The organism is Luteimicrobium album (assembly GCF_030161555.1).
In the GTDB taxonomy this organism is placed as follows: Bacteria; Actinomycetota; Actinomycetes; order Actinomycetales; family Cellulomonadaceae; genus Luteimicrobium; species Luteimicrobium album.
Map to the genome: position 1 here is coordinate 1,695,837 of NZ_BSUK01000001.1, position 15,463 is coordinate 1,711,299.

General features: G+C 71.6%; 10 protein-coding genes and 4 pseudogenes. 13 read left to right on the forward strand and 1 reads right to left on the reverse strand.

Annotated features, from left to right (window positions below):
* Window positions 1-42 precede the first annotated feature (42 nt).
* The 10 genes and pseudogenes from QQK45_RS08780 to QQK45_RS08825 all read left to right on the forward strand — a co-directional run.
* Window positions 43-996 (forward strand): carbohydrate ABC transporter permease, encoded by a 954-nt coding sequence (locus QQK45_RS08780; protein ID WP_284292944.1) that lies wholly within the window; start codon window positions 43-45, stop codon window positions 994-996.
* On the forward strand, window positions 993-1,940 hold the full coding sequence (locus QQK45_RS08785; RefSeq protein WP_284292945.1) for a carbohydrate ABC transporter permease: 948 nt from the start codon (window positions 993-995) through the stop codon (window positions 1,938-1,940). Before QQK45_RS08780 ends, QQK45_RS08785 begins: the two co-directional genes overlap by 4 nt.
* Window positions 1,937-3,001 (forward strand): glycosyl hydrolase 2 galactose-binding domain-containing protein, encoded by a 1,065-nt coding sequence (locus QQK45_RS22065; protein ID WP_348525182.1) that lies wholly within the window; start codon window positions 1,937-1,939, stop codon window positions 2,999-3,001. Before QQK45_RS08785 ends, QQK45_RS22065 begins: the two co-directional genes overlap by 4 nt.
* A gap of 1,568 nt (window positions 3,002-4,569) precedes the next feature.
* Window positions 4,570-4,761 (forward strand): annotated as a pseudogene (locus QQK45_RS08795) (AGE family epimerase/isomerase); the annotation flags it as partial.
* A complete protein-coding gene (locus tag QQK45_RS08800; protein WP_284292947.1) occupies window positions 4,725-5,834 on the forward strand; it encodes an AGE family epimerase/isomerase in 1,110 nt (369 codons plus the stop codon). The pseudogene QQK45_RS08795 and the gene QQK45_RS08800, both read left to right, overlap by 37 nt.
* Window positions 5,835-5,862: 28 nt before the next feature.
* Complete coding sequence (locus QQK45_RS08805; protein ID WP_284294985.1) at window positions 5,863-6,702, forward strand: alpha/beta fold hydrolase; 840 nt, start codon at window positions 5,863-5,865, stop codon at window positions 6,700-6,702.
* 42 nt (window positions 6,703-6,744) lie between these two features.
* On the forward strand, window positions 6,745-7,290 hold the full coding sequence (locus tag QQK45_RS08810) for a DUF4760 domain-containing protein (RefSeq protein ID WP_284292948.1): 546 nt from the start codon (window positions 6,745-6,747) through the stop codon (window positions 7,288-7,290).
* 58 nt (window positions 7,291-7,348) lie between these two features.
* Window positions 7,349-7,639 (forward strand): annotated as a pseudogene (locus QQK45_RS08815) (TfoX/Sxy family protein); the annotation flags it as partial.
* A gap of 74 nt (window positions 7,640-7,713) precedes the next feature.
* A pseudogene (locus QQK45_RS08820) lies at window positions 7,714-8,879 on the forward strand (DNA polymerase domain-containing protein).
* A gap of 77 nt (window positions 8,880-8,956) precedes the next feature.
* Window positions 8,957-11,284 (forward strand): annotated as a pseudogene (locus QQK45_RS08825) (S9 family peptidase); the annotation flags it as partial.
* A 10-nt stretch (window positions 11,285-11,294) separates the two neighbouring features.
* On the opposite strand, the gene QQK45_RS08830 reads toward QQK45_RS08825, so the two are convergent.
* Complete coding sequence (locus tag QQK45_RS08830; protein WP_284292949.1) at window positions 11,295-11,714, reverse strand: nitroreductase/quinone reductase family protein; 420 nt, start codon at window positions 11,712-11,714, stop codon at window positions 11,295-11,297.
* 98 nt (window positions 11,715-11,812) lie between these two features.
* Between QQK45_RS08830 and QQK45_RS08835 the strand changes: the two genes are divergently transcribed.
* The 3 genes from QQK45_RS08835 (at window position 11,813) to QQK45_RS08845 (ending at window position 15,448) form a co-directional block, all read left to right on the forward strand.
* Window positions 11,813-12,502, forward strand: a complete 690-nt coding sequence (locus QQK45_RS08835; RefSeq protein WP_284292950.1) for a TetR/AcrR family transcriptional regulator — start codon at window positions 11,813-11,815, stop codon at window positions 12,500-12,502.
* 261 nt (window positions 12,503-12,763) lie between these two features.
* Window positions 12,764-14,914, forward strand: a complete 2,151-nt coding sequence (locus tag QQK45_RS08840; protein WP_284292951.1) for an MMPL family transporter — start codon at window positions 12,764-12,766, stop codon at window positions 14,912-14,914.
* A gap of 339 nt (window positions 14,915-15,253) precedes the next feature.
* Window positions 15,254-15,448: a hypothetical protein gene (locus QQK45_RS08845; RefSeq protein WP_284292952.1), complete on the forward strand. Its 195-nt coding sequence runs from the start codon at window positions 15,254-15,256 to the stop codon at window positions 15,446-15,448.
* Window positions 15,449-15,463 lie beyond the last annotated feature (15 nt).

Below are 15,463 nucleotides of genomic sequence, written 5' to 3' on the forward strand. Positions count from 1 at the left end.
ACCACCCCGACGTCGTCGACGTCCGACCGAGAGGTCCCCACCATGGCTGCACTCGAGGAGACGGTCGCCGCACCCCGCGTGGCGCCGTCCCGCCGCGGGCGACGCCGGGGGAGCCACGACACGCTGTCCCGCCACGGCTGGCGGATCACCCCGTGGCTCTTCCTGCTCGTCCCGGTCGCGTTCCTGGTCACGTTCACCTACGTGCCCGTCTTCAACATGTTCGGCTACAGCTTCACGTCGTGGGACGGCCTCGACGCGAAGATGCCGTTCGTCGGGCTCGACAACTACGTCAAGCTCTTCACCGAGCCGTCGCTCTTCCGCGTCTTCGTGGTGAGCCTCTTCTACCTGGTCGGCTCGGTCGTCCAGCTCGTGCTGGCGCTCTACTTCGCGACGATCCTCAGCTTCAAGACCCGGCTGCGGAACCTCTTCAAGGGGATCATCTTCTTCCCCTACCTCATCAACGGCGTCGCGATCAGCCTGATCTTCCTGTTCTTCTTCCGGCCGGGCGGGACCCTCGACTCGGTCCTCGGGCTGGTCGGGATCCACGACACGCCCCAGTGGCTCGGCAATCCGGACATCGCGAACTGGTCGCTCGCGGGCACGTCGGTGTGGCGGTACCTGGGTCTGAACTTCGTGCTCTTCCTCGGCGCGATCCAGTCGGTGCCCGCGGAGCTCTACGAGGCGGCGGACCTCGACGGCGCGACCTCGTGGCACAAGTTCCGCTACATCATCGCGCCGAGCATCCGCCAGATCCTCGTGCTCACGATGATCCTGTCGGTCTCCGGGTCGCTGTCCGCATTCGAGATCCCGTACATCATGACCGGCGGCGCGAACGGGACGATGACGTTCGTCATCCAGACCCTCAACACCGCCTTCAACTTCCGGCAGGTCGGCCTCGCGAGCGCCATGGCCGTCGTCCTGCTGCTGATCGTGCTGCTCGTCGCCGCGATCCAGCGCACGGTCTTCCCCGAGCAGAAGAAGGAGGACCGCGCATGAGCGCCCCGACCCTTCCCGCCCGCCCGACGACGCAGCCCGAGCCGGCGCCCGGAGTCCCGATCACCGGGGCCGACCGCGTCCGCGGCACGATCGCCCGCTGGCAGCGGGCGAGCAGCCCGGTGGCCGGACCCGTCGCGACGGTGCTGAAGTACCTGTCGCTGGTCGCGGCCTGCCTGTTCGCGATCACGCCGATCCTGACGATCCTCATGGCCTCGTTCAAGACCGACAAGGAGTACCGGACCTCAGGCCCGCTGACCCCGCCGAAGAACTGGTTCAACGTCGACAACTTCGTCACCGCGTTCACCCAGGGCAACATGGTCCGCGGCTTCCTCAACACCCTGATCATCCTGGTGATCTCGGTGGTGGGGAGCGTGATCATCGGCGCCATGACGGCCTACGCGCTCGACCGCTTCCAGTTCCGGGGCAAGTGGCTCGTCGCGTTCGGCTTCCTCGTCGCCACGTTCGTGCCGGGCGTCACGACGCAGGTCGCGACCTACCAGGTCGTCAACGCGTTCGGGCTCGTCGGGACGCGCTGGTCCGCGATCGTCCTGTTCATGGGCACCGACATCGTCTCGATCTACATCTTCCTGCAGTTCATGAAGTCGATCCCCCGCTCGCTCGACGAGGCCGCGATGCTCGACGGCGCGAACCGGCTGACGATCTTCACCCGCATCATCTTTCCCCTCCTGAAGCCCGCGATCGCTACCGTCGTGATCATCAAGGGCATCGCCGTCTACAACGAGTTCTACATCCCTTTCCTCTATATGCCGCAGCCCGATCTGCAGGTCATCTCGACCTCGCTCTTCGCGTTCAAGGGGCCTTTCGGTTCGCAGTGGCAGGTCATCTCGGCGGGCACGATCCTCGTGATCGTCCCGACGCTGGTCGCCTTCCTCGCCCTGCAGCGGTTCATCTACAACGGCCTGACGTCTGGAGCCACCAAGTGACGACCCTCTCGACCCTGTCCGCCCCCGCTCTCGTCCGGCGCGGGCTGCACGACGGCTGGACCGTCCGTGCCGTCGGCGGGCCCGTCGCGGGCGGGGTCGACGGGCGCTCCTACCCGGCGACGGTCCCCGGGTCGGTGCACACCGACCTCCTGGCGGCCGGCGCGATCCCCGACCCGTACCTCGACGACAACGAGGCGCTGCTCAAGTGGATCGGCCTGTGCGACTGGGAGTACCGGACGACGTTCGCCTGGTCGCCCGACGACGGCGCCGACCGGCACGAGCTGGTCTTCGACGGACTCGACACGGTGGCGACCGTCGTCCTGAACGGCACCGAGGTCGCACGCACGGCGAACATGCACCGCACCTACCGCTTCGAGGTGGGAGCGCTCCTGCGTGAGGGCAGCAACGACCTCGTCGTGAGGTTCGCCTCCCCGGTCCGGTACGCGGACGCGCAGAGCCTTGCGCTCGGCTACCGCCCGCAGGTCAACAAGCACCCGTTCAACGCGATCCGCAAGATGGCGTGCAGCTTCGGGTGGGACTGGGGGATCGACACCGCGTCGTCCGGCATCTGGCGCCCGGTGCGGCTCGAGTCGTGGCGGACGGCGCGCCTCGCGTCCGTGCGTCCCGTCGCGAGCGTGAGCACCGCGTCCGACGGCGCCACGACCGGCCACCTCGACGTGCACGTCGTCCTCGACCGGGCGACGTCCGAGGCCGGGCTCGTCGTCACGGTGACCGTCGGCGCCCCGGGCGAGCCGACCACGGTGTCGGCGACCGTCCCCGCGGGGACGAGCGACGTCGTCGTGCCCGTGGACGTCACGGACGTGGCGCTGTGGTGGCCGCGCGGGTACGGCGAGCAGCCGCTGTACGACGTGCGCGTCGAGGTCGCCCCCGAGGGGGCGCGGCGCTCGACCGGTGGGAGGGGCGCGTCGGCTTCCGCACCGTGCGGCTCGACACGCTGCCCGACGAGCTGGGCACGTCGTTCACGTTCGTCGTCAACGACCAGCCGGTGTGGGTCAAGGGCGCGAACTGGATCCCCGACGACGCGTTCCCGCACCGCGTGAACCGTGACCGGTACGCGGCCCGGATCGCCCAGGCGGAGGCGGCCAACATCAATCTGCTCCGCGTGTGGGGCGGCGGGATCTACGAGGCCGACGACTTCTACGACCTGTGCGACGAGCGCGGCATCCTCACGTGGCAGGACTTCCTGTTCGCCTGCGCGGCCTACAGCGAGGACGACCCGCTGCGGTCGGAGGTCGAGGCTGAGGCCCGCGACAACGTCGCGCGCCTCATGCCGCACCCGAGCCTCGTGCTGTGGAACGGGTCGAACGAGAACGTCTGGGGCGTGCGGGTCTGGGGCTTCGAGAAGCGGCTCCAGGGGCGCTCGTGGGGGCTCGGGTACTACGAGGACCTGCTCCCGTCGGTCGTGCACGAGCTCGACCCGGGTCGTCCGTACTCGCCGTCGAGCCCGTGGTCGGGCGACCTGCCGATCCGCACCGACCTCGACCCGAACAGCCCCGACCACGGGTCGATGCACTCGTGGGAGCTGTGGAACCGCCAGGACTACCCGCACTACCGTGACGAGGTGCCGCGGTTCATGGCGGAGTTCGGCTGGCAGGGTCCGCCCGCATGGTCGACGCTCACGCGCGCGCTCCACGACGCCCCGCTGACCCCCGAGTCGCCCGGGATGCTGGTCCACCAGAAGGCGATGAGCGGCAACGACAAGCTCACCGACGGCCTCGTGGCGCACCTGCCCCTGCCCGACGACATGGGCGACTGGCACTGGGCCATGTCGCTCAACCAGGCCAACGCCGTGCAACTCGCCGTCGAGCACCTGCGGTCGTGGGCGCCGCGGAACATGGGCTCGGTGGTCTGGCAGCTCAACGACTGCTGGCCGGTCACGTCGTGGGCGGCGGTCGACGGCGACGGGCACGCGAAGCCCCTGCTGCACGCGCTCGCGCACGCGCACGCCGACCGGCTGGTCACGGTCCAGCCGCGGGACGGCGGGCTCGCGGTCGTCGTCGTGAACGACACGGCCGTGCCGTGGAGCGGCGACGTGGTGCTGCAGCGCCTGACGTTCGAGGGGCTCGAGGAGGACGCGACCAAGGTCGCGGTCGAGGTCGCGGCCCGCGGGACGGCCACCGTGGCGGTTCCCGCGGCGCTGGGGGCTCCCGGGGACCCGCGCGACGAGGTGCTCGTCGCGACGCTCGGCGAGCAGCGCGGGCTGTGGTTCTTCGCGGAGGCGCGCGACTCGGCGCTCGAGGCGCCCCGGCTTCAGGCACGGGCGGTCGCGGAGGGTGGCGCGTGGCGGGTGACCGTGACGGCCGAGAACCTCGTACGGGACCTCACGCTCCTCGCCGATGTCGTCGACCCGTCGCTCGAGGCGACGGACGGGCTCGTCACCCTCCTGCCGGGTGAGACGACCACGTTCGACGTCCGGGTCCGCGACGCCGGCTTCGTCCCCGGTGCCGCGCTGCCACGGACCGGGTCGCGCGGTCGAGCGGCGGTCACGATCGACCCGTCCGAGCTGACCGGGCCGCGCGTGCTGCGGTCCGCGAACGACCTCGTGGCCCGGTGGGTCCGCTAAGGTTTCGACAGCGTTGTCACACAACGAACCGTCAAGGAGTGGCGCATGACCCGTTGGACCGACCTCCCCACGCACCGTGCGTGGCTCCAGCAGCACGCCGAGTCGCTGCTCGCGTTCGGCCGCCGGACGGCCGCGCCCGGCGGGGGAGCGTACTGGCTCGACGCGGTCGGCAGACCTGAGACGGAACGCGGCGTCCAGACGTGGATCACCGGCCGCACGGTGCACGTCTACTCGCTCGGCACCCTGCTCGGCATCCCGGGAGCACGCGACGTCGCGCAGGGCGCGCTCGACGGGCTCGTCGGCCCGGGCGCCCCCTGCGCGACGTCGAGCACGGCGGCTGGTACGGGACCGTCCTGCCCGACGGCACCCACTCCGAGGGCAAGGAGGCGTACCAGCACGCGTTCGTCGTGCTCGCCGCCACGTCCGCGGTCCGGGCCGGGCTCGACGGCGCCCGCGAGCTCCTCGACGAGGCGACCCGGGTGTACCTCGAGCGGTTCTGGGACGACGACGCCGGCCTCGCCGTCGACACCTGGGACACCGCCTTCACGACCCTCGACCCCTACCGCGGGGTCAACGCCAACATGCACTCTGTCGAGGCCATGCTGGCCGCCGCCGACGTCACGGGCGACCCCGCGTGGCTCCGCCGGGCCGCGCGGATCGCGGAGTTCGTCGTCGGGCAGGCGAAGAGTCACGACTGGCGGATCCCCGAGCACTTCGGGCCCGACTGGGTGCCCGACCTCGAGCTCAACCGCGACCGTCCCGACGACCCGTTCAAGCCGTACGGTGCGACCGTCGGGCACGGGCTCGAGTGGGCGCGCCTCCTCCTGCACCTCGAGGCGGCGCTCGACGGTGTCGGGCTGTCGTCGTCAGCCGACCTGCACCTGGCCGCCGCGGCCCTGTTCGACCGGGCCGTCGCCGACGGGTGGGACGCCGACGGCGCCCCCGGGTTCGTCTACACGACCGACTGGGAGGGCAAGCCCGTCGTCCGGCAGCGGATGCACTGGGTCGTGGCGGAGGCCGTCAACACAGCTGCTGCGCTCCAGGCACGGGCGGTCCGCGCCGGCGACGAGACGGCCGCCGACCGGTACGCCGACCTGTACGCCCGGTGGTGGGACTACGCCGACCGGCACGTCCTTGACCACGAGCACGGGTCGTGGTTCCACGAGCTCGACCCGTCCAACGCGCCTGCGGGCACCGTGTGGCCCGGCAAGGCGGACCTCTACCACGCGTTCCAGACGACGCTCGTGCCACGGCTCCCGCTCGCGCCGTCGATGGCGACCGCCGTGGCCGAGGGCCTGCTCCGCCCCTGACGGCGGCGCCGACGGCTACGCTCCTCGCGTGATCGAGACTGAGGTCGGAGCCGACGACGGCCGCCGGTTGCACGTCTACGACAGCGTCGGCGGTCCGGCCCCGCGGGTCGTCTACTGGCTGCACGGATCCGGGATGAGCGGCCTGCCGCCGACGCCGCTCCTCGACGCGGCCGACGCCCTGGGTGTGCGGGTCGTGGCCCACGACCGCCCGGGGTACGGGGCGTCCGGGGCGCGGCCGGGTCGTTCTGTCGCCGACGGCGCCGCCGACGTCGTGACGGTCCTGGACGCGCTCGGCATCGCGTCGGCGGGAGTCCTCGGACTGTCGGCGGGTGGGATGCACGCGCTCGCGGCCGCCGCGCTCGCGCCCGAGCGGGTGCTTGCTGCTGCGGTGCTCGGGTGCCCGGCGCCCTTCGGCGCGGTCGGTCTGGACTGGTTCGCCGGGATGTCGGAGGCGAACCGCGCGGAGTTCGACGCGGCCCTGCGCGGTGCCGACGCCTTGCGTGCGCACCTGGGCACGGCAGAGCTCGACCCGAGCGTGTTCGCCCCCGAGGACCTCGCGGCGATGCACGGGCCGTTCTGGGAGTGGCAGCTCGCGGCGGCGGGCGCCGACACGACGGAGGGCGTGATCGAGGACGAGCTCGCCTCGCTGTCCGACTGGGGCTTCCGTCTCGACAGCATCAGCGCGCCGACCCTGCTCGTCCACGGCACCGGCGATACCTTCGTCCCGGTGTCCCACGCACGGTGGCTCGCCGCGGAGCTCCCCGCGAGCACGCTGCGGACCGAGCCGGGCGGGCACATCAGCACGATCCCGTTCAGCAGCGACGCAATGACCTGGTTGGCCTCGCGCACCGCGGCGGCGAACCCCTAGCGGCACCCCGCTCCAGGGCGCGAGCCGGAGAGGCAGGATCGAATGGACGCGACCGCAGTCGCGACGTGGGCGCTCGCGGGGGTCAGCCTCCTGAGCGCCGCCTTCATCGTGTGGCAGCTCGTCGACGGGACCCGGGTGCGGAAGGAGCAGACCGTCTTCCTGCGTCGTCAGGAGACCATGCGCCTGTACGCCGCCGGCTACCTCAACCACGACGTCGGCATCCCTCTCCCGCGGGACAGCGACCCCGAGGCCGTCGCGGCGCTCGTCGAACGGGCGCGGACCGACGAGGAGGCCCGTCGCGCGATCCGCGACTACCTGAACCACTGGGAGTCCGTCGCCACGGGCGCGCGGTTCGGTGTCCTGGACCACGACATGCTCGTCGCCCAGCTGGGGCCGAGGCTCGAGCACATCTGGTCGAGCTACGCGCCCTACGTGCGGTGGATCCGCAGCACCGAGCACCCGCCGACCTTCATGGTCCAGCTGGAGGGGCTCCTGGACGACTGGGCCAACGGCGGCGCCCGTCGTGCGCGTCGTGCGCCCACGTCGGTGCGCCTGCTCGAGCGCGACGACCCGCCGGTCCAGGTCTGAGACTGCTTCGCCGGGGCCTCGGCTCGTCCGTGTCGGTGGCGTCCACCACGATGGGTCCATGGCCTACGACCAGGTCCTTGCCCAGCGCGTCCGCGACCGGATCGGCGCCGACCTCGCGGTGACCGAGAAGCGCATGTTCGGTGGGCTCTCGTTCCTGTGGGACGGGCGGATCGCGGTCGCCGTCAGCGGCGACGGGCTGCTGCTGCGCGTCGGGCCGGACGACGTCGAGCTCGCCCTCACCGAGCCCGGCACCCGCCAGGCCGTCATGGGCGGGCGGGAGATGCGGGGCTGGATCATCGTCGAGGGCGATGTCCTCGACGACGACGCTCTCGAGACCTGGATCCGCACCGGCGTCGAGTCCGCCGCCCGCCTGCCGGGGAGTGAGCGGTCGCCGGCGTCGGAACCTGCCCGTACGTTCGAGGCATGGCCAACGACGCCGTCGAGATCGAGGTCGCAGGGCGCGCCGTGCGCGTGTCCAGCCCGGAACGGGTCATCTTCGAGGCCACGGACCGCACGCCCGCCGTCACCAAGCTCGACGTCGCGCGCTACTACGCGGCCGTCGCCACGCTCGGCGGACGGCCCGGGGAGTCGCGCCCTGCCGCCGTCGCCGGGGGTGCGCCGTCGGACGTGGGCGGGCTGCTGCGCGCGCTGTGGCACCGCCCGACGACGCTCGAGCGGTGGCCGCGCGGCGTGCGCGAGGGCATGGTGCTGGCCACGCGTGAGGGAGCAGCGCGCGGGACACATGAGAGCCCGGACGCGTTCTACCAGAAGCGCGTGCCGTCGGGGGCGCCGGGGTACGTCGAGACGGCGACCATCGCGTTCCCGTCGGGACGGACCGCCGACGAGATCGCCCCCACCGAGCCTGCCGTGCCCGTGTGGGCGGCGCACATGGGCACGATCGTGTTCCACCCGTGGCCGGTGCGCCTCGAGGACGTCGAGCACCCCGACGAGCTCCGCATCGACCTCGACCCGCAGCCCGGCACCGACTTCGCCGACGCGCGCCGGGTCGCGATGGTCGCACGCGACCTGCTGGAGGAGGTGGGGATCCGGGGTTCCCGAAGACGTCGGGCAACCGGGGGATCCACGTGTTCGTCCGGATCGAGCCGCGCTGGACGTTTACGGACGTGCGGCACGCGGCGATCGCGTTCGGTCGTGAGCTGGGCCGCCGCACCGACGGCGTCACGACGGCGTGGTGGAAGGAGGAGCGGGGCGAGGCGATCTTCGTCGACTACAACCAGAACGCCCGCGACCGCACCATCGCCAGCGCCTACTCGATCCGCCCCAAGCCGGGCGCCCCCGTGTCCACGCCGGTCACGTGGGACGAGCTCGCCGAGCTCGACGACCCGCGCGTCTTCCACGTCGGGACCGTGCCTGCACGCTTGGAGCCCGGTGGCGGGCCGAACGGCGACGGCGTCGACCCGTGGGCCGAGATCGACGACGTCGCGCACTCGCTCGAACCGCTCCTCGCCTGGTACGAGCGCGACGAGGAGGAGGGCCTCGGCGACCTCCCGTACCCGCCCGAGCACCCGAAGATGACCGGCGAGCCGCGCCGCGTCCAGCCGAGCCGGGCGCGCAAGCCCGCGGACTGACTCACGCTGGGGCTGAGCGCCTAGGGTGGCCTGGTGTCCGACGTGAGCGAACCCACCACACCTGCGACCCCCGACACCCCCGCGCCGACAAGCGCCCGACGACGCGCACCCACCACGGCGACACGTTCGTCGACGACTACGAGTGGCTGCGCGACAAGTCGAACCCCGACGTGATCGCGTACCTCGAGGCCGAGAACGCCTACACGCAGGACGCGACGGCGCACCTCGCCCCGCTGCGGTCGAGGCTGTTCGAGGAGATCAGGTCGCGCACGCAGGAGACCGACCTGTCGGTCCCGGTCCGTGAGGGCGGGTACTGGTACGTGACGCGGACGGTCGAGGGGAAGCAGTACCCCGTCCACGTGCGCGTCCCGGTCACGGACGAGGACGACTGGACGCCGCCCGCGCTCCCCGACGGCGGCAGCGCGCTCCCCGGCGAGCAGCTCCTCCTCGACCAGAACGCCGAGGCCGAGGGCCACGACTTCTTCTCGCTCGGTTCGTTCGACGTGACCGCGGACGGCACCCGGGCGCTCTACGCCGTCGACGTCGAGGGCGGCGAGCGCTTCACGCTCCGCGTCCGCGACCTCGCGACGGGCGAGAACCTCGCCGACGAGATCCCCGGCACCTTCCCGGGGGCGTTCTTCGCGCCCGACGGCGAGCACCTCTTCTACACGACCGTCGACGACGCGTGGCGGCCCGACACCCTGTGGCGTCACCGCGTCGGAACCCCGGTCGACGACGACGTGAAGGTGTTCCACGAGCCCGACGAGCGGTTCTGGCTCGGCGCAGGGCTGACCCGGTCGAAGCGGTACGTCGTCATCGAGATGGGTTCGAAGATCACGTCGGAGGTGTGGCTGCTCGACGCCGCCGACGTCGTGAGCGAGCCGCTCGTCGTCTGGCCGCGCCGGGAGGGGGTCGAGTACTCCGTCGAGCACGTACGCCTGTGGGAGGCGCCGACGCCCGAGCAGCAGGCCGAGCGCGAGATGGCTCGCGCCGCGGCCGGCCCCGAAGGCCGCTTCCAGTTCTTGGGGCACCAGGAAGACGTCCTGCTCGTCCTCCACAACGGGGGCTCGGGCGAGGCGCCGGAGAACTTCGAGCTCGCGCTGTCCAAGGTCCCGACGGGGGACCCGCTCGTGCCGGAGCACGCGGTGACGGTCGTGCCGTCGTCGTCGGGCACGCGCCTGGAGGACGTCGACGCGTTCGACGGGCACGTCGTCGTGTCGTACCGCCAGGAGGGCCTCGCGCGGGTCGGCGTCGTGCCGCTCTCGCCGCTGACCGGCCCGTTCGCCCCGAACTTCACCGAGTTGTCAGAACCTGGTGAGGGTATAGGTGAACGTGGTTCTGACAACTCGCGAGGCGAGGCGCCGTGGGAGCTGCGCGAGATCCCGTTCGACCAGCCCCTCTTCACGGTCGGCACGGGCGCCAACCCGGAGTGCCGGCAGCCGGCGGTGCGCCTCGCGTACGCGTCGTTCGTCGAGCCGGCGACGGTCTACGACTACGTCGTCGCCGCGGGGGAGCTGCGCGAGCTCAAGCGCCAGCCGGTCCTCCCCGATCCCGACGGCCGCCCGTTCGACCCGGCGGAGTACGTGCAGCGCCGCGAGTGGGCCACCGCCGACGACGGCACGCAGGTCCCGGTGTCGCTCGTCTGGCGGCGGGACGCGGTGGGCCTGGACACGGCGGGGACCCGTGCGGAGCCGGCGCCGCTGCTGCTCTACGGGTACGGCTCGTACGAGACGAGCATCGACCCGTCGTTCTCGATCCCGCGCCTGTCGCTGCTGGACCGCGGCGTGGTGTTCGCCGTCGCGCACGTGCGCGGCGGGGGCGAGCTCGGCCGGCGGTGGTACGACGACGGCAAGGAGCTGACGAAGAAGAACACGTTCACGGACTTCGTCGCGGTCGCCCGGCACCTCGTCGGGGCGGGCTGGACGAGCCCGGACCGCATGGTCGCCGACGGCCGCAGCGCGGGCGGGCTCCTCATGGGCGCGGTCGCGAACCTCGCGCCCGAGCTGTTCGCAGGCATCCACGCGGGCGTGCCGTTCGTGGACGCGCTGACGTCGATCCTCGACCCGTCGTTGCCGCTGACCGTCGTCGAGTGGGACGAGTGGGGCGACCCGCTCCACGACGCCGACGTCTACCGGTACATGAAGTCGTACACGCCGTACGAGAACGTGCGCGACGACGCCGCCTACCCGCGCGTCCTCGCGACGACGAGCCTCAACGACACGCGCGTCCTGTACGTCGAGCCGGCCAAGTGGACGGCCCGGCTGCGCGACGTCGGCGCGCCCGTGCTGCTCAAGACGGAGATGAGCGCGGGGCACGGTGGCGTCTCGGGGCGGTACGCCCGGTGGGAGGAGATCGCGTTCGAGGACGCATGGATCCTCGACGTGCTGGGCGTCGCGGGCGCCTGATCGCCTCGCTTCACCGCCGGTCCAGGATCACGAGCGGGAGCTCGCGCCCGGCCTTCGCCTCGTGGTCGGGGAAGAACGGGTAGGCGGCGACGAGGCGTTCCCACAGCCCGGCGCGCTCGGACCCCGCCGCGACGCGGGCGACGGCGTCGTACGCGTCGCCGTCGACCTCGACGTGCACGACGGGGTCGTCGACCAGGTTGTGGAACCACGCCGGCACCTGCGGCGACCCCGCGCCGGACGCGACGACGAACCGCAGACCGGTCGGGCCGTCGTCGACGACGAGCATCGGCGTGGTGCGAGGCTCGCCGCTGCGCCTGCCGCGGGTCGTGAGCAGGAGCAGCCGGTCGCGGTGCATCCCGTCGACCGGGCCGCCGGCCCGGAACTGCTCGATGACGTGCCGGTTGGTCGCGAGCTGCTGATCGTCGGTCATCCGTCCATCCTGCGCCGTGCCGTCGTCGGGCGCCGCCGTGACACGACTCACATGTATTGCACTTCGTGCAGAGTTGCACTCTGTGCAATGAGCGGCGCATGCTGGAGGGCATGACCCTGCTCGCCCCCGCAGACGCGCCCCCGGCGCCCGACCTCCGCGCCCGCAAGCGCGAGGCCACGCGCGAGGCGCTGGCGACCGCGGCGTTCGCGCTCGCTCGCGACCACGGCCTCGACGGGTTCACCGTCGACGACGTCGCCCGCCGCGCGGACGTGTCCCGCCGCACGTTCTTCAACTACTTCACGTCCAAGGAGCAGGCGGTCACCGCGGTCGTCGGGCTCCGGATCTCCTCGCTCCTCGACGAGGTCGAGACCCGCATCGCTGGCGAGCAGCAGGACTCGCAAGGCGCCGACAAGGCCGGCTACGACCTCCTCGACCTGGCCGTCCGCACGCTGCTGTCCACGGACTCGGTCGAGACGTTCCGCGCGCTCATCCGTCTCGCCGAGGACAGCCCCGAGCTCGTCCCGCACCTCGCGGGCATCGAGCACACGGCGGGCGACCACGTCGTCGAGCTCATGCGCCGCAAGTCGCTCGCCGAGCCCGGCGTCGAGCTGCAACCCGTCCTTGCCTACGCCATCCCCGGAGCGATCATCGCGACCGTCGGCGCCGTCTACTCGCGGCGCCTGCACATCCGAGAGGTCGACGGCGACGCACCCGAGTCCCTCGCCCTCGACGACGTGATCGGCCAGCTCCGGTCGCTGCTCCCGCCCATGGCCGACTACTGCACCTGACGTCACGAACCCTGCCCGCCGCCCGTCTCCACCACGAACCACACTTCACCGCTCCGGCTCCGACGACGTAGCCACACCACCTCGATCGGAGTCACCCGTGTCCACACTGCTGTACCGACTCGGCTCGCTCGCCTACCGGGCGCGCGGGCGGGTCCTCGCGATCTGGTTGGTCGTGCTCGTCGCCGTCGGCGCGCTGCTGGCGATCAACCCCCGCAGACCTCCACCGAGTTCTCCATCCCCGGGACCGCGTCCCAGGAGGTCATGGACCAGCTCGAGCAGGAGATCCCGTCGTCGTCGGGCACGAGCGTGTCCGTCGTGTTCGAGGCCCCCGAGGGCCAGCGCGTCGACACCGCCGAGCGGACGGCGGCGATCGAACAAGTCGTCAAGGACGTCCACACGAGCGACTACGTGGTCAAGGAGCAGGCGTCCGACGGCGGCGGCAAGGTCGACGCGGACCTGCAGAAGGCGATGGCCCCCGCGGGCGACGTGACCATGCAGCCGCTCATGACGGGCAAGGGCCCGGACGCGACCGTCGTCGACGGCGTGACGGTGTCCACCAACGGGCGCGTCGCGATGCTGCAGTTCCAGCTCACCGACAACCCGATGGCACTGCCCGGCGGCGCGACTGATGCCATCGTCGCGTCCGCCGAGAAGGCGCAGGACGCCGGCCTGACCGTCCTCCCGAGCTCCGAGCTCACGCAGAAGCTGGAATCCCCGATCGGGGCGAAGGAGATCGTCGGGCTCGTCATCGCCGCGATCGTCCTGCTCATCACGCTCGGCTCGCTGCGCCTCGCCGGGATGCCGCTGCTCACGGCGATCGTCGGGGTCGGGGTGGGGGTGGGCTCCGCGTACGCGCTGTCGTCCGTGATCGACATGACGTCGATGACGCCGATCCTCGCTCTGATGATCGGTCTGGCCGTCGGCATCGACTACGCCCTGTTCATCACCAACCGGGCGAGGCGGCTCATCCTCGACAAGGGTCTCGCCGCCCACGAGGCCGTGGGCCGCGCCGTCGGGACGGCCGGGTCCGCGGTGTTCTTCGCTGGGCTCACCGTCGTCGTCTCGCTGTCGGGCCTGTCGATCATCGGCATCAGCTTCCTCACGACCATGGCGCTCGTCGCCGCCGGCACCGTGATCATCGCCGTCCTCGTGGCGCTGACGCTCCTCCCGGCCCTGCTCGGCTTCGTCGGGGAGCGGCTCGTCACGCCCAAGCAGCGCGAGAAGAACGCGTCCAAGGCCGCCCAGCACCCCGAGGGTGCCGTGCACGGCCCCGCGACCCGTTGGGCGCAGGGCATCGCGAAGCGGCCCGCCTGGGTGACGGTCGGTGTCGTCGTGCTCCTCGGCGCCCTCGCCGTGCCGTTCACCAAGATGGACCTCAACCTCCCGTCGTCGGGCACCGCGAACACCGGGACCGTCGAGCGGCAGTCGTACGACGCCGTCACCGCCGGGTTCGGCGAGGGCTTCAACGGCCCCCTGCTCGTCGTCGCGAGCGACGACGACGCCCTCGGCGCCAAGGGCGTCACCTCGGTCAAGGAGACGCTCGCCGACGTCGACCACGTGAGCGCCGTCATCCCCGGGGCCGTCTCGGCGGACGGGCGCACCGCCACCTTCACCGTCGTGCCCGACGCCGGTCCGACCGCGCAGAGCACCATCGACCTCGTGCACGCCCTGCGCGCCCCCGCGCTGGCCGCCACCGCGGGCTCCGACCTCGGGGTCACCGGCGTGACCGCGATGAACATCGACATGTCGAAGGTGCTCTCCGACGCGCTCATCCCGTACGTCGCGATCATCGTCGTGATCTCGCTGGTCATCCTGCTGCTGGTGTTCCGGTCGATCTACGTGCCGGTCACCGCGACCCTCGGGTTCGTCCTCACCATCGGCACCTCGATGGGCGCGACGACGGCCCTGTTCCAGTGGGGCTGGCTCAAGAGCCTCTTCGGGTTCGACACCGCAGGCCCGGTGCTGAGCTTCCTGCCGATCATCGTCACGGGCATCCTCTACGGGCTCGCGATGGACTACCAGATGTTCCTCGTGTCCTCGATGCGCGAGTCGCACGTCCACGGGCACCCGGGCGTGGCGGGCGTCGTCGACGGGTTCCGCGGGGCGGCGCGCGTCGTCGTCGCGGCGGCGATCATCATGATCTCCGTGTTCTCCGGCTTCATCTTCGGGGACGACACGATGATCAAGCAGATCGGCTTCGCCCTCGCGTTCGGCATCCTCATCGACGCGTTCGTCGTCCGGATGACCCTCATCCCGGCCGTCATGGCGCTCGCCGGCGAGAAGGCCTGGTGGCTGCCGAAGTGGCTCGACAAGATCCTGCCGAACCTGGACGTCGAGGGCGACAAGCTCGTCAAGCGTCTCGAGGCGAAGGCAGCGGAGCGCGAGAAGGAGCCGGTGGGAGCGTCGGCCTGACGCCCCTCCCGCCGACGTAGTACGGCCGGCTGAGAGGTCACGGTCTGCAGGTTCCTCACGGAATCGGTGCAGAACGTGACCTCTCGTCGCGTCCAGGGTCGCGTCGTCGAGCCCTACGCTTCCCGGCATGAATCTCACGCGGGCGCGGGCGCGGGCGCGGGCGCGGGCCGCCGTCGTCGTCGGTGCGCTCGTCCTCGGTACCGGGCTGGCCGGGTGCGGCCCTTCCGAGTCGTGCGAGGAGCAGGATCGCAAGAGCCTCGCCGAGCTCCGTGCGGTCTGGCCCGACGCGCTGGGCGAGAACGAGCCAGGGGTGGTGCCTGCGACAACAGCGGCGACGACATGTACCTCGTGGGTACGTCGTCGGGTAGTGCTGAGGCCGTTGCAGTCCTCGAGGGCGCGGGGTGGACGCTCGACCGCGACTACGCGGACGGCGAGTACCCCGCGACGGTCTATCGGCGCACGGTGGGCCGCCACCACTACCTGTTCTGGGTGGACCAGCCGTCCGACACCGACCTCGAGCTCGAGCGGGCCTGACCCGCCGATTTCGCG

What these genes read in the sequence shown, in the direction of transcription:
- QQK45_RS08785 (WP_284292945.1), top strand. Translation starts at nt 993, where the DNA reads ATGAGCGCCCCGACCCTTCCCGCCCGCCCGACGACGCAGCCCGAGCCG.
- QQK45_RS08840 (WP_284292951.1), top strand. Translation starts at nt 12,764, where the DNA reads ATGGACCAGCTCGAGCAGGAGATCCCGTCGTCGTCGGGCACGAGCGTG.
- QQK45_RS08845 (WP_284292952.1), top strand. Translation starts at nt 15,254, where the DNA reads ATGTACCTCGTGGGTACGTCGTCGGGTAGTGCTGAGGCCGTTGCAGTC.
- QQK45_RS08835 (WP_284292950.1), top strand. Translation starts at nt 11,813, where the DNA reads ATGCTGGAGGGCATGACCCTGCTCGCCCCCGCAGACGCGCCCCCGGCG.
- QQK45_RS08780 (WP_284292944.1), top strand. Translation starts at nt 43, where the DNA reads ATGGCTGCACTCGAGGAGACGGTCGCCGCACCCCGCGTGGCGCCGTCC.
- QQK45_RS08810 (WP_284292948.1), top strand. Translation starts at nt 6,745, where the DNA reads ATGGACGCGACCGCAGTCGCGACGTGGGCGCTCGCGGGGGTCAGCCTC.
- QQK45_RS08830 (WP_284292949.1), bottom strand. Translation starts at nt 11,714, where the DNA reads ATGACCGACGATCAGCAGCTCGCGACCAACCGGCACGTCATCGAGCAG.